The following is a 17,142-nucleotide window of genomic DNA, read 5'->3' on the forward strand; positions in this document are numbered from 1 at the left end:
CCGGTAAGTCATGGACATCGTCGCCTCCACCCTCGATTATCGCGAGCGCGCCCGCCGCCGGCTGCCGCATTTCCTGTTCGAATATATCGACGGCGGTTCGTACAGCGAGACCACCCTCGCCCGGAACGTCGCCGATCTCCAGGCGATCGCGCTGCGCCAGCGGGTGCTGCGCGACGTGTCGCAGATCGACCTGTCGGCGCGGCTGTTCGGGCAGGACATGGCGATGCCGGTGATGCTCGCGCCGATCGGCCTGGCCGGGCTCAACGCAAGGCGCGGCGAGGTCCAGGCGGCGCGCGCCGCCGCGGCCGCGGGCATCCCCTTCTGCCTGTCGACGGTGTCGGCCTGCCCGATCGACGAGGTCCGCCGCGGCACCGACCGCCCCTTCTGGTTCCAGCTCTACATGATCCGCGACCGCGGCTTCATGCGCGAGCTGCTCGAGATCGCGAAGGCGGCGCAATGCTCGGCGCTGGTGTTCACCGTCGACATGCCGGTGCCGGGATCGCGCTACCGCGACTATCGTTCGGGCCTGGCCGGCAGTTCGGGCTGGGCGGGATCGCTGCGCCGGACCTTCCAGGCGATGCGCCGCCCGCACTGGGCGTGGCATGTCGGCGTCCATGGCCGGCCGCACCATCTCGGCAATGTCGCGCCGGTGCTCGCCGGCAACACCGGGCTCGACGATTTCTTCGCGTGGATGCGCAACAATTTCGATCCCGCGGTGAGCTGGCGCGACATCGACTTCATCCGATCGGTGTGGGACGGGCCGCTGATCATCAAGGGCATCCTCGACGCCGAGGATGCGCGCGAGGCCGCCGCGGTCGGCGCCGACGGGCTGATCGTGTCGAACCATGGCGGGCGCCAGCTCGATGGGGTGCCATCGACCGCCGCCGCGCTGCCGGCGATCGCCGAAGCGGTCGGCGACCGGATGACGGTGCTCGCCGATGGCGGGGTGCGCACCGGACTCGACGTCGTGCGGATGCTGGCGCTCGGCGCGAAGGGGGTGCTGCTCGGGCGCGCCTGGGCGTTCGCGCTGGCGGCCGACGGCGAGGCCGGGGTGCGGCGGATGCTGAGCCTGGTCGAGGCCGAAATGCGGGTGGCGATGGCGCTCACGGGCACGACCTCGATCGGGGCGATCGACAGGGGAATTTTGGTGGGGCGATGAGGGAGTGCCCTACCCTCCTCGTCATTCCGGCCCCCGGATCGGGCTTCTCCCGTCCGAGGACAGGCATCGCCCGGAATCTCGTGCGGATAGAGAGCGCCCTAGCCTCCTGAGATCCCGGCCTCCGCCGGGATGACGTGTGAGGCGACAGGAAAAACCCGCCCCGTTAGCGCTCTCATATTTGGGATTGACGGATCGTCTCATTTGGTAAACACTCATCCCACAATTTGAAACTTAACGCGTAAAAATGTTACCGCTACCAAAGCGGTGCCAAGATCAGGGCGGGGGTCAACCTGCCCAGTTTCGGAGAACGGACGAGCCGATCGGGCGATCGGCGACAACGGGGAGGATTGCCATGAAGACTTCGACTATCGGTCGGCGCGCGCATTTTCTGTGCGGGACCACGCTTTCGGCCATGTGCCTGACCGCGCCGCTCGGCGCGCAGACGACCGCGCCAGCCACCACGACACCGCCTGCGACCGAGGTCGCGGCCGACACCACCCAGGACATCATCGTCACCGGTTCGCGCATCGCCCGCAACGGCTTCGAGGCGTCGACCCCGGTCGCGGTGGTCAATGCCGAGGAGGTCAAGCTTTCGGGCAACGTCAATGTCGAGAAGACGCTGGCGCAGATCCCGCAGGCGATCGGATCGCAGCTGGGCAGCGCGACGTCGAACACGGTTCCGGGCGGCTATGCCGACGTCAACCTGCGCGGCTTCGGATCGACCCGCAACCTGGTGCTGGTCAACGGCCGCCGCTTCGCGATCTTCGGCCCCGAGCAGGTCACCGACCTCAACACCATCCCGTCGACGCTGATCGCGCGCACCGAGATCGTGACCGGCGGGTCGTCGGCGGTCTATGGGTCCGACGCGATCACCGGGGTCATCAACTTCATCATGCGCGAGGATTTCGAAGGGGTCGAGGCGCGCGCCCAGGTCAATATCGACCGGCCGACCGGCACCCCGGTCTATAATGCCGACCTCACCGTCGGCGGCAATTTTTCCGAAGGCCGCGGCAACGTCGTGGTGTCGGGCAATTATCTGAAGCGTAAGCCGATCACCCGCGGCCAGCGCGGTGACTTCGCCTATGACTCGCTGTCGGACGGCTGCGTCGTCGCCGGCAGCGGCAGCGCCAGCCGCGCCGGCACCCCGCTCGCCATTCCCGCCGGGCAGACCTGCACCGGCGCCGGCGGCGAGCTCGGCTTCGTCGCCGGCGGCAGCGGCGACATCCCCAATGGCCGCTTCTCGGGCATCCCCGCCGCCGGCGGATCGAACGCCGCGCTCAACGCCGCCTATGCCGCGGCGGGCCTGGGCGGGCTGACCTCGCGCGGCTTCACCTTCAACGACACCGGCAGCGCGGCGCGACCGCAGATCACCCCGCAGGACGATTTCAACCTGGGGCCCGACAATTATCTGATCCAGCCGCAGAAGCGCTGGATGATCAACAGCTTCAGCCATTATGATTTCAGCGACGCGATCACCGGCTATATGGAGCTGCATTACAGCAACAACGTCGTCAACGCGCGGCTGGCACCGACCAATGTCGGATCGCCGACCCTGTTCAACGTCAACAATCCCTATCTGACCCCGCAACTGCGCGAGGTGTTCCGCCAGCTCGACCTGGCCGAGACCGGCACCACCACCGTCACCAGCGGCACCGCGACCCGCACCACCACCCCCGGCGACGGGCTGGCGGTGCTGACCGCCGGCCGCCGTTATGTCGAGGTCGGCGCACGGCTGGCGAGCGAGCGGCGCAACGTGTTCCGGGGCGCCTGGGGGCTGCGCGGCGACCTGGGCAGCGCGTCGGACGACTATCTGACCGACATCAAATATGACGCTTATTACACCTATGCCCGGTCCGAGGACACGCTGCCGCTGAAGAACGCGATCTCGCGCAGCAGGCTCCAGGCCAGCTTGCTGTCGGTGGGCGGCGCGGCCCCGGTGTGCAACATCTTCGGCCAGAATATCTCGGCCGCCTGCGCGTCGGCGATCTCGATCAGCGCGACCAACAACACCATCGCCACCCAGCAGGTCGCGCAGGGCAGCCTGACCGGCAATCTGTTCAAGCTGCCGGCCGGGCCGGTCGGCTTCTCGTTGGGCGTCGAATGGCGCAAGACCAGCGCGGTCTTCACCCCCGACAGCTTCCTGTCGTCGGGCGACGTCGCCGGCTTCAACCCCGGCCTGCCGACCCGCGGCGGGGTGAGCGTCAAGGAGGTGTTCGGCGAGCTGCGGATCCCGCTGATCCACGACACCCCGTTCATCGAGAGCCTCGTCGCCAATGGCGGCTTTCGCTACTCCAAATACAGCCTGTCGGGGATCGGCGGCCAGTGGACCAATCTGGGCGGGCTCGACTGGAAGGTCAGCCGCGACGTCGCCTTCCGCGGCCAATATCAGCGCGCGATCCGCGCGCCCAATGTCAACGAGCTCTATGGCGGCGTCACCCGTGTCGTCGGGGTCGCGACCGATCCCTGTTCGAGCCGCGCGCCGACCGCGCAGCAGACCGCGGCGGTGCGCGCGGTGTGCGTCGCTACGGGCGTGCCGGCGTCGCAGGTGTTCGCGGCCTCCGTCCAGCCCAACACGATCTTCCCGGCCGATTTCGGCGGCAACCCCAATCTGGGCGCCGAGAAATCGGACACCTTCACTGTGGGGACGGTGCTGACCCCCAGCTTCGCGCCGCGACTGTTCCTGAGCGTCGATTATTTCAACATCTCGCTCGACGGGGCGATCTCGTCGCTCGGCGGCGGCCTGCAGAACACGCTGAACCTGTGCTATAACGTGATCCAGGACGCCAACAGCGAGTTCTGCCGCGCGATCGTCCGCAACCCCAATACCGGCGAGATCAACGACCCGTTCGTCGCGCAGATCCGCAACGCCAACACCGGCAAGCTCAAGACATCGGGTATCGACATCGCCGCGCGCTATCGCTTCGAGCTCGGTTTCGGCCTGCCCGGGATCGGCGAACGCAGCACCGTCGACCTGAGCACCAGCTTCACCTGGCTCGACGAGTTCACCTCGACCCCGGTCGCGGCCTTCCCGAACATCAAGAATTATTGCGCGGGATCGTTCGGGCCGACCTGCGGCCAGCCGCTGCCGCGCTGGCGCGGGACCAGCCGGGTAACCTGGAACATCGAGGATCTGAGCCTGAGCCTGCGCCACCGCTATATCGGCAAGGTCACCACCGACCGCTATATCCTGCCCAAGCGATCGGGATCGGCGACCGCGCCGGCGCTGTCGAGCTTCGCCTATCCGGTGCTGTCCGCGCAGCATTATTTCGACCTGTCGTTCAGCTATGACGTCACCAAGAGCGCGCAGATCTTCGGCGGCGCCAACAATGTGCTGAACAACAAACCGCCGGTGACGACGCAGGGGCCGAATGCGAACACCTTCTCGGCGACCTATGACGTGCTGGGGACGGAGTTTTTCCTCGGCGCGACGGTGAAGTTCTAAGACGGTCTTAGATCCTCCCCAGCAAAGCTGGGGAGGGGGACCGCGTAGCGGTGGAGGGGTTTTCCGACCGTCAGGCCATCGTGCGCCTTGACCTTCTGCATGCCCCCTCCACCATCCTACGGCTCCGCGTTTTCGCCATGCCCCCAGCATGGCGACACGCTACGCCCCCCTCCCCGCGCTGCGCGCAGGGAGGATCGAACCTTATAAGGAGACACGCATGACGCTCGATCGCCGGTCGCTGGTCATGGGAGGCTCGGCGGGCCTCGTCGCGCTGGCGGGAGCCGGCCAGGCCGGAGCGGCGCCCCCCGCCCCCGCCGGGCCGCCGGGCCCCTGGGTCGACGTCCGCCATTTCGGCGCGAAGGGTGACGGCGTCGCGATCGACAGCCCGGCGATCAACCGCGCGATCGACCATGCCGCGGCGCGCGGCGGCGGTACCGTCTGGTTCGGGCCGGGCGTCTATGCCGCCTTCACGATCCGGCTGAAGAGCAACATCACCCTCCATCTCGACAGCGGTGCGACGATCCTCGCCGCGCCGTTCACCGGGTCGGGGCCGGGCTATGACGTCGCCGAGCCGCAGGACAAGGCGATCGAGGCCTATCAGGATTTCGGCCATAATCACTGGCGCAACAGCCTGATCTGGGGCGAGGGGCTCCACGATGTCGCGATCACCGGATCGGGGCTGATCTGGGGCAAGGGGCTGGGCCGCGGCGACGGCAAGGACAATTATCTCAAGGACCCCAATGGCCCGGGCACCGGCAACAAGGCGATCGCGCTGAAGAACTGCCGCAACGTCCTGCTGCGCGACATCCGGATCCTGCAGGCGGGCTGGTTCGCGCTGCTCGCGACCGGGGTCGACAATCTGACGATCGACAATCTGCTGGTCGACACCACCCGCGACGGCTTCGACATCGACTGCTGCCGCAATGTCCGCATCACCAACTGCACGGTCAATTCGCCGTGGGACGACGGCATCTGCCTCAAGAGCAGCTTCGCGCTGGGCGAGCCGCGGCCGACCGACAATGTCACGATCGCCAACTGCTTCGTCACCGGCAATTACGAGATCGGATCGGTGCTCGACGGGACGTGGCGCAAGATGCCGGCGTCGTTCGCGCCGCATGTCCATGGCCGGATCAAGTTCGGCACCGAATCCAATGGCGGCTTCCGCAACATCACCGTCACCAACTGCGTGTTCGACGACAGTTGCGGGCTCGCGCTCGAGACGGTCGACGGCGGCACCCTCGAGGACGTCACGATCAGCAATGTGACGATGCGCGGATCGTTCAACTCGCCCTTCTTCCTGCGGCTGGGCCGGCGGATGCGCGGCCCCGCGGGGCGGCCGATCGGCACATTGAAGCGCATCCTGATCAGCAATGTGTCGAGCTACAACGCGGTCCAGCTCCCCTCGATCATCGCCGGCCTGCCCGGCCATCCGGTCGAGGACGTCAAGATCAGCGACGTCTATCTCCACCAGCGCGGCGGCGCCCCGGCCGAGATGGCGGCGATCCAGCCGCCGCTGCAGGAACTGGGCTATCCCGAGCCGACGATGTTCGGCGACCTCCCCGCGACCGGCTTCTTCATCCGCGACGCGCGCAATGTCGAGATGAGCCATGTCGAGGTGGCGACCGAGGCCGCGGACGCGCGGCCGGCCTTCTGGCTGCAGGATGTGGCGGGCGCGGACTTCTTCCGGCTGCGGGTGCCGGCAGGGCGCGATGCGTTTGTGCTGAGCCGGGTGGGGGATTTCCGGAGCTTCGGGAGTGTGAGGGTGCGGGATGTGGGGTTTGAGGTGGCCAAGGAGGAGCGAGTTTAGGGCCATTCAACTCGTTCACGTAGCAATTACGAAATAATTTAAAAATAAACCTGATTTATATTTATAACTTTATAGCATTAATCCGGGTCAATCATACTCAGCACCCCCTCCTGAGAAGGGGGCTCTATTACATATCTATGCTCAACTCCCTTTGCATAAAACGAATATATCAGATCTAAATATTCTGGCGTCGATCGCCAAATTTTTTGATCTTTATTTCTTTTCAATCTCCATTCCGTTACAAATTTTTCCATTCTCACCACATCTTCTAGACGAGATCTGGTTAAATGATTAAATAATCCGTTATTGCCCCCAGAAAGAATCTCAACACAAGGCTGCCGCAACCACGATCTCGCCTTCATATGACCGGCTTGAGCCAGCTCATCTGCTATATCATTAACATAGCTAAGAATATTAGCAGCAGTCTCCCATGCCAAAACTCCACCCGTTCGCGATTTACGAAGCGCATTGGCGCTAACGTTCGCATTACTGCTAAGTTCTTTATATGAAATTCCTATTATATCCCTGATATTATCAATCAAACCAACTCTTATTTTGGCAAAAACCAATACACTTTCAATTGGATGAGACAATAGATCCCTAAAATAGAACTCATAGGGATCCACCAGATATTTTTGATTAGGATCAATGAAACTCCCATTAAAGGCGCCATCATCATACACCGCACCTACGAATGAGCTAAATCTAATGTCAGCTCCTTCAAAATTGAGACCCGATAAATCTTGATTACTCAAATCAAGCTCTCGCAAATCAGCACCATGAAAAAAAGTAAAAGGATCCCTCCCAGATAACTTTGCCATCTCAACAAGAGAATTGGATTCCAAAGTAAGAATATCAATTACCGATTTATATGACAAATTTCTAGACATCATTGTTCCGCAGCCAATATATCTGCAATAGTCATTTCCGAGAACTTGTCATCAAGCTCACCAAACTCAAGCTGAGCATCTCTCAAAGTATGCTTAAGTTGCTGCTTTGCAGCCGCAGCATTTAAGCTTGGAAATAAAACATTCTTCGCCTTTGCAATCACACCTTCATTTTTTGGAATCAGATCATCAATAAAAATGTCCTCAAATTTACATGATAGAACGACTTTAATTGATGGATCTATGGTGCTTTTTGATATTAGCGATTTTACAGATAACCTTGGCTCTGAAACTGGATTCCACGGCTCCCCATCCAACGTTTCGTCGAATGACGGGGTAAGCTCCCAAGCGTACTCACTAGCACCACGAGGCTTTGGCGTTGCAATTATTCTTGGAAACTGCTGAATAATCCTGAGCTCATCCTCACGACTTATGCCATTTTCCGCAGAAAACGCGCCATTCGCAGCAAGATGCATTGAAGCCGGACTTATCGCCCCCTTAAGATCAACATTGCGCTTAGCTTGTTCATTAAGAGTTACAACTCGCTTGTGTTCAGCAATATCCGCAGGAATCGTCCTTGCTACGGACTCTCGATCAAGCTGCAACGGCTCTTCGAGAAAAATAGTTAGGAGAGCACGCTTGAGTTTTACTCTAAAGGTAAAAGGCACATCAGGATCATCTCCGCCTATCCGGCCTTCGTGAAAACTCAGTTCAACATGAACCGAAGAGGTACTACCGTCAGTCCGAAAGGGCTTATGCCATGCATCGATAGCGAGAACTTGAGCAAGCACTCTCTTGCGATTCTGATTTGCCATGCGACCTCCAATCGATAAAGTTTCGCATGGCACCTAGCTGTTTCGCAAGTCGTGTTTAACCGCTAACTCTACACCCTTCCAATTCGCGACCGCTGCAAATTATAGCCGCATTAGGAGAATCCCGCTGCTCCGAATGGGCAGCTGCGTCCCTAGGGTTCTGACCGATACAACGCCTGATCGAACCGAAAGCACAGCACACCACGCATCTATTCTCGCAAGCCGTGTGATCGATCCTGACCGACCGATTCAGCATGGCGCAGAAAATATGGACACTAAGCGCTCCGCATAGGTCGGCCTTTCGGCCCTCAACCAGCCCCACCCGCACACCCACCGGACGCATTCGCGCCGGATCACCCCAGAGCCGTTCGATGTCGGCGACGAAAGCGTCGACCATGGCCATGTGGCCGGCTTCGTCGATGCGGCGCAGCGCGGACCAGGTGGAGAGGTAGCCGAGGAAGGCGGCGAGGTCCCAGTCGCGGTCGATCGTCAGCGGCGGCCAAGCGATCTCGGCGAGGGGGAGGTCGATGCCGGCATAGCCATTTTCGACGAGGCGGCGTTCGGACGCGCGGAACAAAATCAGAACTTTTCCGGTCGACGATTTGAGGCTAGGGTCGCCGATGCGGATGGCATGGAGGACGACGGGTGAAGGTTGCGGGACTTTTCGCGGGCATCGGCGGGCTCGAGAGAGGGCTCGCGGCGTCGGGTCACGAGACGAGCCTGCTCTGCGAGTTCTGGAATCCCGCTCGCGCCGTCCTAGCCGCGAACATGCCCGACGTGCCCTGTGCCGGCGACGTCCGAGACCTGACGTCGCTGCCGTCCGAGGTGGAGCTGCTGGTCGGTGGATTCCCATGCCAGGATCTCAGCCAGGCCGGGCTGACGGCGGGGATCGGCGGCGCGAAGTCCGGGCTGGTCGGCGAGGTGTTTCGGCTGCTCGACGATCGTCGCGTGCCCTGGGTGGTGCTGGAGAACGTGTCGTTCATGCTCCAGCTCGACAAGGGGCGCGCCATGCGCCTCCTCATCGAGGCGTTCGAGGAGCGCGGGTATCGCTGGGCCTATCGCGTCGTGAACAGCCTGTCGTTTCTGCCGCAGCGGCGTGAGCGGGTGTTCTTCGTCGCCACCACGACCGACGTGGATCCGGCATCGGTGGTCTTCGCCGACGAAGCCGAACCGCAATTGGCGACCACCGACCTCGATGCGCGCGCCCACGGCTTCTATTGGACCGAGGGCGTCCGGGGCCTGGGCTGGGCGCCGGACGCGATCCCCACCCTCAAGAACGGCTCCACGGTCGGCATCGCATCGCCCCCCGCCATCCTCCTGCCGTCGGGCACCACGATCACGCCCGACATTCGCGACGCCGAACGCTTTCAGGGTTTTCCCGAGGATTGGACCAAGCCGGCGGAAGGTGTCGGTCGCGCCTCGCTGCGCTGGTCACTGGTCGGCAATGCCGTCTCGGTTCCGGTCGCCGAGTGGCTGGGTGGCCGGCTGGCCGAACCGGGCACGTTCGAGACGTCCCGCGATACCGCCCTGCCCGCCAACGGACGTTGGCCGAAGGCGGCACGGTTCGACGGCGATCATCGACACGCGGTTTCGATCAATGCCTATCCCGCCTGGAAGGACCGTCCCGCACTGACGCAGTTTCTGCGCCATGAAGGCAAGCCGCTGTCGGTGCGGGCGACGCGGGGGTTCCTCTCGCGGACCGAGCGCGCGGTGCTGCGCTTCCCCGACGGCTTCCAGGATCGCCTGCGCGGACATCTGGATCGCATGACGTCCGCCGATGCGCCCCTGATGGAATTTGCCGTCGCCGCGGAATGAAGGCGGTTCCCACCGATCCGGCGACTTCGGCGCGCATGGCCGGAATTCGCCAGAAGGGAACGAAGATCGAAACCCTGGTCGGAGCGGTATTGCGCGACCTGGGCCAGCATTATCGCAAGAATGTGAAAGCGCTACCCGGAAGTCCCGATTTCGCCAACCGATCGCGGCGCTGGGCGATCTTCGTCAACGGCTGTTTCTGGCATCATCACACGGGCTGCCGAAAGGCGACCATCCCCAAAACCAATTCCGGGTTCTGGATGGAGAAGTTTCGCGCCAATCGCCACCGCGACGCCGCCGCCATAAATAGGCTCAGAGCGATGGGTTACAGGGTGGCGGTGATCTGGGAATGCGACCGGGACCGGATCGCCGAGCGACTAGGCAAGATCCTTGAAGCGCGTCGCGTAAATGGCGGATAGGCGGGCGATCATCGTGTCGTAATGATAGATGTCGCCCTTCTGCGGCGCGGGCGGCCCCTCGACCAAGGTCACCGGCGTACCGTCGTTGGGCATGTCGATGGCGACGATCGACAGCGCGTCATAGCCGACGTCACCGACCTTCGCCCGACGCGGCAACTGCTTGATCTTGTCCATGGCGAGTTGCGCGTCGCGCGGCTGGTTGTGCCGGCTCCATTCGGGATCGGTGGCACGGTTCTTCTTGTTGAGATCGGGACTGAGATAATGATCGGCGAGGTTCACCATGGTGAAGCCGACGGCGATCGCCTCGTCGCTCGCGCCATGGACGGTGAGATGCGAGGAGTTCAATTCGTCGTACAGGCGCGGCAGCGCCCGCTGATGCGCGGTCATGCAGGCCTTCGCCTCCAGCGCCATCAGCACCGAACCGACCGGCGCACGAACGAGCGGCGGCAATCCGTCGAGCAGCACGCGTTCGGCGTCGGTCAGATCGATGCCATAGCCCGCGGCAATGCTCGACAGCGTGCCACCGGTCGCCGCACCAGTCGACGTACAGAGGACGAGATCGAGATTCTTCTTACGATCATGCACGAAATCGCGCATCTCGTGATTGATCCCGAAACGGACGACGCCGGCCTCGACGTGACGACGCAGGAGGGGCGTGTTCGCCAACAGATCGAAGACGACGCCCCAACAGGCGACCTTCGAGTGGTGATCGCTGCGCGAATGATATTGCCAGAGATTGCCGGCCTTGTCCTTCCGCCTGGTCGAGGACAGGGTTCGAACGAGAATTTCCGGTCCGTACATTCTCGCTCCAAGGCCCCCGGGAGCCTTTCACGACGACCACCTGGCACCGTTCTTCCCAGACTCCGGTGCGAGGTGTGAAGACATAAGTTCGATCAAGTCAATGGTAACGGTCGTGAATCTCGGCGGAGCGGCCGAGCGAGGGTGACCGCTCCGGCCCATGGAAGCCAAATGAGTTCAGGCCAGCGTTCGGCCCGTCCATCCCAAAGCGCGTAGGTTCAGGTGGTGAGAGCGTAGCTCATCACCCCTCCACCCGTCCCACCCGCATATTCACTGGCCAGCGCACCGGCCGCATCCGGGCCGGATCGCCCCAGAGCCGCTCGATGTCGGCGACGAACGCATCGACCACATCCATCTGCCCCGCCTCGTCGATGCGGCGCAGCGCGGACCAGGTCGAGAGGTAGCCGAGGAAGGCGGCGAGGTCCCAGTCGCGGTCGATCGTCATCGGCGGCCAGGCGATTTCGGCGAAGGGGAAGTCGATGCCGGCATAGCCATTTTCGACGAGGCGGCGTTCGGGGGGCCAATAGTCGCCGATCTCCTCCCAGTAGAAGCGGCGGAAGCGCTCCTCGATGTCGGGGTCGAACACCGGCACGCCATAGCTGACGAGCGCGATCACCGCGCCGGGAGCGGCGATGCGGCGGACCTCCGCATAGAAGAGCGGCAGATCGAACCAGTGGGCGGCCTGGGCGGCGGTGATGAGATCGGCGCAGGTGTCGGTCAGGCCCAGCGCCTCGGCGGGGGCGCTCAGATAGCGGATGCGGTCGTCGCGCACGGCATGCTCGATCTGCTCGCGGCTGGGATCGATGCCGACCACCGCGGCGAATTCCTCGGCGAGCTGGCGGGTGAACTGGCCGTTGCCGCAGCCGACGTCGATCGCCATCCGCCGGGCCGGGGCGATCCCGGCGAGCCAGGCGGCGAGCGCCTGGGGATAATCGGGGCGATAGCGGGCATAGGCTTCGCCGCCCGCTTCGAACCAGTTGCGCGTGGTCATCCGTCAATCGATCCCGTCACTGCTGCCCCCGGCATGTCGCGCCGTGCGGGCGCCGGGTCAATCGGGATCGGGGGTGGGCGAGGCGCTTTCCGCGGACGGGGCGCCCCGATGGGGTCGCGATGGGCGGCAGCGGAGCGGCACACGACTGAGATCCCGGCCTCCGCCGGGATGACGGGTGCTGGGGGCCGGGATGACGGGTGTTAGGGCCGGGGTGGCGGGTGTTGGGGCCGGGGTGGCGGGTGTTGGGGCCAGGGTGGCAGTGTTGGCGCCGCGGTGGGGAAAAGTGGCGGCAATGGGCGAAGGATTGGGCGCGCCGCGAACCAAATATCAACCCCTTGGCGCTATCGCCGACCGGGCCGGCGACACGACGATCGCCGGCGGATATCGCGCGAAAGGACGATCCGCATGGCCGGCTATAAACTCATCTTCGATCGTCCGGCCGGGATCGTCACCTGCCGGCTCGCGAGCCATTTCCACGCCCGCGAGCTGGCGCCGATGGCGCGCGACGTCGCGGCGATCGTCCGGGCGGCGCGGGTCGACGGCCCGTTGCGGCTGGTGTGGGACGATCGCTCGGGTCAGGCACTGCCGCCCGAAATCGTGGCCGCGATCCGCGCGAGCCTGGGCCAGGGGCGGCTGCCCGCCGACCGGTTCGCGATCATCGCCCATGACGGCGCCGCCGACGGGCAACTGCGCCCGAACATCATCGATGGCGGCGAGACATTCGCGTCCGAGAGCGCCGCGCTGGCCTGGCTGGGCTCGGCGGTGGCGCTGGCGGCCTGAGGTCAGGCGGTCAGCGTCAGCGGCATTTGCGCGCGAGCTGTTCGACCACGCGCGACTGCGACAGCATATAATCCTCGATATAGAGCGTCGTCGGCCGGTCGGCCTTGAGATTATAGCCCTCGGCCTTGCCATAGCCGTCGAAGGCGCCGACCAGCACGTCGCCCGCCGCCGGCGGCTCGCCGGCATAGCGTTCGGCGAGCGCATAGCCCGAGGCGGTCTTGATGATCAGGCGGGATTCGCAGCCCTTGTCGTAGACGACGACCGCCTTGACCATTTCGGCGTCCGCCACCGCAGGCGCCATCAACGCCAAAGCCGCCAATATCATACGCATCGCGCTTACCCCCCGACCCGTCGGGGACTATGCGGCGATCTGCGGTCGGCGTCCAGCATGCGGGCCATCGCCGAACAGCTTCGCGCGGGTCTGGCCGATCGCCAGCGCGGCGCGCGCGGCCTCTTCGCCCTTGGCGACGAAATGCTCGCGGTAGATCGCGCGGTGATGGTCGGTTTCCTGATAATGATGCGGGGTCAGCGACACCGACAGCACCGGCACCCCCGAATCGAGCCCGGCGCGCATCAGCCCGTCGACCACCGCCTGGGCGACGAAATCATGCCGGTAGATGCCGCCGTCGACGACCAGCGCCGCGGCCGCGACCGCGGCGTAGCGGCCGGTCATCGCGATGTCGCGCGCGAGCAGCGGCATTTCGAAGGCGCCCGGCGCGTCGAAGACGTCGACCTGGTCCGCGGGAATGATCCGGCAGAACCCCTCGAGCGCGCGCTCGACGATCTCGCTGTGCCAATTTGCCTTGATAAAGGCGAAACGCTCCATCCATGCCTCCTTCGATCCACGTCCAGGAGGGCGAGCGCGCGCGGCGACACCATGCGGTGCGCATGGGCCGAAGCACGTTCTCTCCTGTCCGGACTATGACCGTCGGCTCAGGCATCGCACCTGATCTGCTGACCCTTCGACCGAAGGCGCTCGCGGGCTCGCAGCAAGCTGCATACCGCCGGTGGGGAGTTGCACCCCGCCCCGAGAACAGCGGCCAGCTAGCAAAAGCGGGGCCGCACGGGAAGTTGGCAAAATGTCCGCCCCGATGAAAATCTCTCATGCCGATATTCGCGGCCCTCATCCGCGACGCGAGCCCGATCCTCGTCGGGGCCATATCCTGATTGCATCGGCACCGATCGCGGTTGCAGACGTTGGCGGGAGCCCGCCGACCGGAGAAGCCGATGATCACCGACGCCGTCCCCCGCATCCGCCAGATCGTCGCCGAGGTGTGGAAGCCGCTGGCGCTGCTGTTCGTCTGGGATTGCAGCGTGACCGCGGCCTATTATCTGCTGCCGTTCAAGGCCCCGTCGCTGCCGCTGACGATCTTCGGCTCGGCGCTCGCGCTGTTCCTCGGCTTCCGCAGCAATTCGACCTATCAGCGCTGGTGGGAAGGGCGGATCCTGTGGGGGGCGATGATCAACGCCTCGCGCAGCCTGGCGCGGGTCGCCCGCAACCTGCTGCGCGACCCCGAAGCGCGCGAGCTGCAGCGCGCGATCGTCTATCGGCAGATCGCCTATGTGAACGCGCTGCGCTGTCAGTTGCGCCGCCAGCCGGTCGACGCCGAGGTGCTGCGCTTCCTGTCGAAGGGCGATGCCGATCATGCGCTCGCCCGGGTCAACCCGGCCAACGGCCTGCTCGACGGCACCGGCCGGCGCATCGACATCGCCCGGCGCGAAGGCTGGATCGACACGATCCAGCAGGCGACGTTCGAGGATATCCTGGTCGACATCACCAACGCCCAGGGCGGGATGGAGCGGCTGAAGAACACCCCGCTGCCCAACCAATATCGCTTCTTCCCGACCTTCTTCACCCATATCTTCTGCGTGGCGCTGCCGATCGGGCTGGTCGAGACGCTGGGCTTCGCCACCCCGCTCGGCTCGACCGTCGCCGGGCTGATGTTCCTCGCGGTGCTGCGAATCGGCGACGATCTGGTCGATCCGTTCGCGAACACGGTCCACGACGTGCCGCTGACCGCGATGTCGCGCACGATCGAGATCGACCTGCTCCAGGCGATCGGCGAGGTGCCGCCCGAACCGGTCCGGCCGGTCAAGGGCGTGCTGTGGTGAGCTGACCTTATGTTGATGGCCGAAACCTTTAACCCGTTCGTGTCGAGCCTAGTCGAGACACATTGCGGTGGCGGAGCGTGTCTCGACTGCGCTCGACACGAACGGAGAAGAGAGTCAGCTATTTCGGCCGTCGGTATAACGAAAGTTCAACCTTATCGGCGCTAGATCGCGGTCAAGGCCAACCACCCAACGAGAGCCGCCACATGCTGACCGCGACCTATGACGAAGAGCTGGGCATCGTCTGCACCACCGCCGACGGTCTTTCCACCGTCGAGGATTTCAACGCCTATCTGCCGATCGCCACCGCGCTGCTGAGCCGGAGCCGCGCGCGCCACGGCCGCTCGCTGCACCTGGTCGATGCCGCCGCCAACCCGGTGCAGGCGCGCGAGGCGTTCGACCATATGGCGGCGGTCTCCGCCCGCCATGTCCGCGACGACGATCGCTGCGCGGTGGTGCTGCATTCGGCGCTCGCGCGGATGCAGATCGGCCGCATGACCGGCAGCTTCACCCGGCAATATTTCGCCGATCGCGCCGCGGCCATCGCCTGGCTGCTCGAAGAGGCGGACGCCGCGACCGAGGCCGCGTAAGCGCCCCGCCTCATACCAACGGGCGAAATCGCGGGCTCCCCTTTCTCCGTTCGTGTCGAGCGCAGTCGAGCGTGCCGAAGGCACGGTTTGCGCTGGTGGCACGTGTCTCGACTGCGCTCGACACGAACGGGTCAAAAGTTTCGGCCTTTGGTATCACTCGTGGCGGAGCGCCACGATCGGATCGAGCGAGGCCGCCTGGCGCGCGGGGAGATAGCCGAAGGCGATTCCGATCGCCGCCGACACCAGCAGCGCCAACAGGTTGATCGCCGGATCGAAGGCCCAGGGCAGGTGCAGCGCCGGCGTCGCGGCGAGCACCGCCAGCTGGGCGAGGAGCAGGCCGGCCAGGCCGCCCAGGCAGGACAGCGCGACCGCCTCGATCAGGAATTGCGCCAGCACGTCGCGCGCCAGCGCGCCGATCGCCAGCCTGATGCCGATCTCGCGGGTGCGCTCGGTCACCGTCATCAGCATGATGTTCATGATGTTGATCCCGCCGACGACCAGGCTGATCGCCGCGATCGCGGCGAGGATGTTCGCGAGGATCGTCGCGGTCGTCTTCAACGTATCGGACAGTTCGCGGGTGTCGGTGATCGAGACATCCCCCTCCTCGCTGTCGCTCCGGTGGCGCCGTTCGCCGAGCAGGGCGGCAACCGAGGCCCGAACCTCGCCGGTCGCGAACGCCGGATCGACCTTGACCAGGATCAGCCGCAGGTCGCGGCGGCCGGTGATGCGGCGCTCGACCGCGCCGATCGGCATCAGCACCATATCGTCGAGATTGACCCCGAAGCCGGCCTGGCCGCGCACGGTCAGCGCGCCGATCACCATGCAGGTGCTGCGGCCGAGGCGCAGGCGCTGCCCAACCGGATCCTCGCCGGCAAACAGCCGCTCCCTGACCGTCGCCCCGAGGATGCAGACCGCGCTGCCCGCGGCCTCCTCGTCGGGGGTCCACACCCGCCCGGTCTCGAACGGCCAGGGCTGGACCGCGAAATAGCTCGCACGGGTGCCGTTCAGCAGCGTCGACCAGTTCGATCCGCGGTGAATCGCCATCATCGGCGTCGACGACAGCGGCGCGACCGCGCTGGCGCCCGCGACCTGGTCGGCGATGGCATCGGCATCGGCGGCCTCGAGCGGCCGCGGCGGCAGGCCGCCGCCGGGCCCGCTGCCCTGGCCCGGGCGGACCTGGAGAACATTGGGGCCGAGCGCGGCGATCTGCTGCTCGATCGCCGACGACGCCGATTTTCCGAGCGTCACCATCGTCACCACCGCGCAGACCCCGATCACCACCCCGAGGATCGTCAGCGCCGAGCGCAGCCGATGCCCCGCGATCGATCGCAGCGCGAGGGTCGCGATCATGTGCAGCATGACCGGCTTCATCGCCTGCCCCTCATCCGACGAACCATCGACCGCCCCCGTTGCGCCACCGCATCCGCCGGAAAATGGCCCGTTCGGGCCGGATTCGGCAAGGCGCTAATCGACATTCCGTGCCGCTTGCCCCGGATCGGCGATCAGGGCATCTTCAAAAGAGAAAATCTTTTTGGA

16 protein-coding genes and 1 riboswitch are annotated in these 17,142 nt (G+C 64.6%); of the genes, 8 read left to right on the forward strand and 8 right to left on the reverse strand.

Annotated features, from left to right (window positions below):
- The first annotated feature begins 10 nt into the window (after positions 1-10).
- The 3 genes from lldD (at position 11) to AC1RM6_RS19975 (ending at position 6,408) form a co-directional block, all read left to right on the forward strand.
- Positions 11-1,159 (forward strand): FMN-dependent L-lactate dehydrogenase LldD, encoded by a 1,149-nt coding sequence (lldD, locus tag AC1RM6_RS19965; protein ID WP_493104435.1) that lies wholly within the window; start codon positions 11-13, stop codon positions 1,157-1,159.
- Between the two features lie 352 nt (positions 1,160-1,511).
- Positions 1,512-4,601, forward strand: coding sequence for a TonB-dependent receptor domain-containing protein (locus AC1RM6_RS19970; RefSeq protein WP_493104437.1), 3,090 nt, complete (start codon positions 1,512-1,514; stop codon positions 4,599-4,601).
- A 217-nt stretch (positions 4,602-4,818) separates the two neighbouring features.
- Positions 4,819-6,408, forward strand: a complete 1,590-nt coding sequence (locus AC1RM6_RS19975) for a rhamnogalacturonidase (RefSeq protein ID WP_493104439.1) — start codon at positions 4,819-4,821, stop codon at positions 6,406-6,408.
- A 77-nt stretch (positions 6,409-6,485) separates the two neighbouring features.
- On the opposite strand, the gene AC1RM6_RS19980 is transcribed toward AC1RM6_RS19975, so the two are convergent.
- The 3 genes from AC1RM6_RS19980 to AC1RM6_RS19990 are packed head-to-tail and all read right to left on the reverse strand — an operon-like array spanning position 6,486 to position 8,684.
- Entirely contained in the window at positions 6,486-7,298 is an 813-nt protein-coding gene (locus AC1RM6_RS19980) for a pentapeptide repeat-containing protein (RefSeq protein ID WP_493104441.1), read from the reverse strand.
- Entirely contained in the window at positions 7,298-8,110 is an 813-nt protein-coding gene (locus AC1RM6_RS19985) for a hypothetical protein (protein WP_493104443.1), read from the reverse strand. Before AC1RM6_RS19985 ends, AC1RM6_RS19980 begins: the two co-directional genes overlap by 1 nt.
- A 55-nt stretch (positions 8,111-8,165) precedes the next feature.
- Complete coding sequence (locus AC1RM6_RS19990) at positions 8,166-8,684, reverse strand: hypothetical protein (RefSeq protein ID WP_493104444.1); 519 nt, start codon at positions 8,682-8,684, stop codon at positions 8,166-8,168.
- A gap of 68 nt (positions 8,685-8,752) precedes the next feature.
- On the opposite strand from AC1RM6_RS19990, the gene AC1RM6_RS19995 reads away from it, so the two are divergent.
- Positions 8,753-9,922 (forward strand): DNA cytosine methyltransferase, encoded by a 1,170-nt coding sequence (locus AC1RM6_RS19995; RefSeq protein ID WP_493104446.1) that lies wholly within the window; start codon positions 8,753-8,755, stop codon positions 9,920-9,922.
- Positions 9,919-10,338 (forward strand): very short patch repair endonuclease, encoded by a 420-nt coding sequence (locus tag AC1RM6_RS20000; RefSeq protein ID WP_493104448.1) that lies wholly within the window; start codon positions 9,919-9,921, stop codon positions 10,336-10,338. Before AC1RM6_RS19995 ends, AC1RM6_RS20000 begins: the two co-directional genes overlap by 4 nt.
- Here AC1RM6_RS20000 and AC1RM6_RS20005 read toward each other — a convergent pair.
- Both AC1RM6_RS20005 and AC1RM6_RS20010 read right to left on the reverse strand, forming a co-directional pair.
- Positions 10,297-11,139 carry a hypothetical protein gene (locus AC1RM6_RS20005; RefSeq protein WP_493104450.1) on the reverse strand — a complete coding sequence of 281 codons (843 nt, stop codon included), beginning with the start codon at positions 11,137-11,139 and terminating at the stop codon, positions 10,297-10,299. The genes AC1RM6_RS20000 and AC1RM6_RS20005 overlap by 42 nt on opposite strands.
- 238 nt (positions 11,140-11,377) lie before the next feature.
- Entirely contained in the window at positions 11,378-12,127 is a 750-nt protein-coding gene (locus AC1RM6_RS20010) for a class I SAM-dependent methyltransferase (RefSeq protein WP_493104452.1), read from the reverse strand.
- Positions 12,128-12,532: 405 nt separating this feature from the next.
- On the opposite strand from AC1RM6_RS20010, the gene AC1RM6_RS20015 reads away from it, so the two are divergent.
- On the forward strand, positions 12,533-12,907 hold the full coding sequence (locus AC1RM6_RS20015; protein WP_493104453.1) for a hypothetical protein: 375 nt from the start codon (positions 12,533-12,535) through the stop codon (positions 12,905-12,907).
- A gap of 16 nt (positions 12,908-12,923) precedes the next feature.
- Here the strand turns inward: AC1RM6_RS20015 and AC1RM6_RS20020 are convergent, their stop codons facing one another.
- Together AC1RM6_RS20020 and AC1RM6_RS20025 are read right to left on the reverse strand one after the other, a co-directional pair.
- The gene (locus tag AC1RM6_RS20020; protein ID WP_493104455.1) at positions 12,924-13,238 is read right to left on the reverse strand and encodes a hypothetical protein; all 315 of its coding nucleotides are present in this window, start codon (positions 13,236-13,238) and stop codon (positions 12,924-12,926) included.
- A gap of 27 nt (positions 13,239-13,265) precedes the next feature.
- Positions 13,266-13,733 (reverse strand): 6,7-dimethyl-8-ribityllumazine synthase, encoded by a 468-nt coding sequence (locus AC1RM6_RS20025; RefSeq protein ID WP_493104457.1) that lies wholly within the window; start codon positions 13,731-13,733, stop codon positions 13,266-13,268.
- A gap of 72 nt (positions 13,734-13,805) precedes the next feature.
- A riboswitch (FMN riboswitch) is annotated at positions 13,806-13,946 on the reverse strand.
- Positions 13,947-14,134: 188 nt separating this feature from the next.
- Between AC1RM6_RS20025 and AC1RM6_RS20030 the strand changes: the two genes are divergently transcribed.
- Both AC1RM6_RS20030 and AC1RM6_RS20035 read left to right on the forward strand, forming a co-directional pair.
- The gene (locus AC1RM6_RS20030; protein ID WP_493104458.1) at positions 14,135-15,019 is read left to right on the forward strand and encodes a bestrophin family protein; all 885 of its coding nucleotides are present in this window, start codon (positions 14,135-14,137) and stop codon (positions 15,017-15,019) included.
- A 203-nt stretch (positions 15,020-15,222) separates the two neighbouring features.
- Positions 15,223-15,606 carry a SpoIIAA family protein gene (locus AC1RM6_RS20035; protein ID WP_493104460.1) on the forward strand — a complete coding sequence of 128 codons (384 nt, stop codon included), beginning with the start codon at positions 15,223-15,225 and terminating at the stop codon, positions 15,604-15,606.
- A gap of 153 nt (positions 15,607-15,759) precedes the next feature.
- Here the strand turns inward: AC1RM6_RS20035 and AC1RM6_RS20040 are convergent, their stop codons facing one another.
- Positions 15,760-16,965: an ABC transporter permease gene (locus AC1RM6_RS20040; RefSeq protein WP_493104593.1), complete on the reverse strand. Its 1,206-nt coding sequence runs from the start codon at positions 16,963-16,965 to the stop codon at positions 15,760-15,762.
- Positions 16,966-17,142: the final 177 nt, after the last annotated feature.

This window comes from Rhizorhabdus sp. GW822-FHT03C02 (assembly GCF_058801765.1).

Excerpts from the sequence above, each read along its gene's own strand:
- AC1RM6_RS20025 (WP_493104457.1), bottom strand. The coding sequence starts at position 13,733 with ATGGAGCGTTTCGCCTTTATCAAGGCAAATTGGCACAGCGAGATCGTC.
- AC1RM6_RS20000 (WP_493104448.1), top strand. The coding sequence starts at position 9,919 with ATGAAGGCGGTTCCCACCGATCCGGCGACTTCGGCGCGCATGGCCGGA.
- AC1RM6_RS19970 (WP_493104437.1), top strand. The coding sequence starts at position 1,512 with ATGAAGACTTCGACTATCGGTCGGCGCGCGCATTTTCTGTGCGGGACC.
- AC1RM6_RS20015 (WP_493104453.1), top strand. The coding sequence starts at position 12,533 with ATGGCCGGCTATAAACTCATCTTCGATCGTCCGGCCGGGATCGTCACC.
- AC1RM6_RS20020 (WP_493104455.1), bottom strand. The coding sequence starts at position 13,238 with ATGCGTATGATATTGGCGGCTTTGGCGTTGATGGCGCCTGCGGTGGCG.
- AC1RM6_RS20010 (WP_493104452.1), bottom strand. The coding sequence starts at position 12,127 with ATGACCACGCGCAACTGGTTCGAAGCGGGCGGCGAAGCCTATGCCCGC.
- AC1RM6_RS20005 (WP_493104450.1), bottom strand. The coding sequence starts at position 11,139 with ATGTACGGACCGGAAATTCTCGTTCGAACCCTGTCCTCGACCAGGCGG.
- AC1RM6_RS19975 (WP_493104439.1), top strand. The coding sequence starts at position 4,819 with ATGACGCTCGATCGCCGGTCGCTGGTCATGGGAGGCTCGGCGGGCCTC.
- AC1RM6_RS20030 (WP_493104458.1), top strand. The coding sequence starts at position 14,135 with ATGATCACCGACGCCGTCCCCCGCATCCGCCAGATCGTCGCCGAGGTG.
- AC1RM6_RS20040 (WP_493104593.1), bottom strand. The coding sequence starts at position 16,965 with ATGCTGCACATGATCGCGACCCTCGCGCTGCGATCGATCGCGGGGCAT.
- AC1RM6_RS20035 (WP_493104460.1), top strand. The coding sequence starts at position 15,223 with ATGCTGACCGCGACCTATGACGAAGAGCTGGGCATCGTCTGCACCACC.
- AC1RM6_RS19980 (WP_493104441.1), bottom strand. The coding sequence starts at position 7,298 with ATGTCTAGAAATTTGTCATATAAATCGGTAATTGATATTCTTACTTTG.
- AC1RM6_RS19985 (WP_493104443.1), bottom strand. The coding sequence starts at position 8,110 with ATGGCAAATCAGAATCGCAAGAGAGTGCTTGCTCAAGTTCTCGCTATC.
- lldD (WP_493104435.1), top strand. The coding sequence starts at position 11 with ATGGACATCGTCGCCTCCACCCTCGATTATCGCGAGCGCGCCCGCCGC.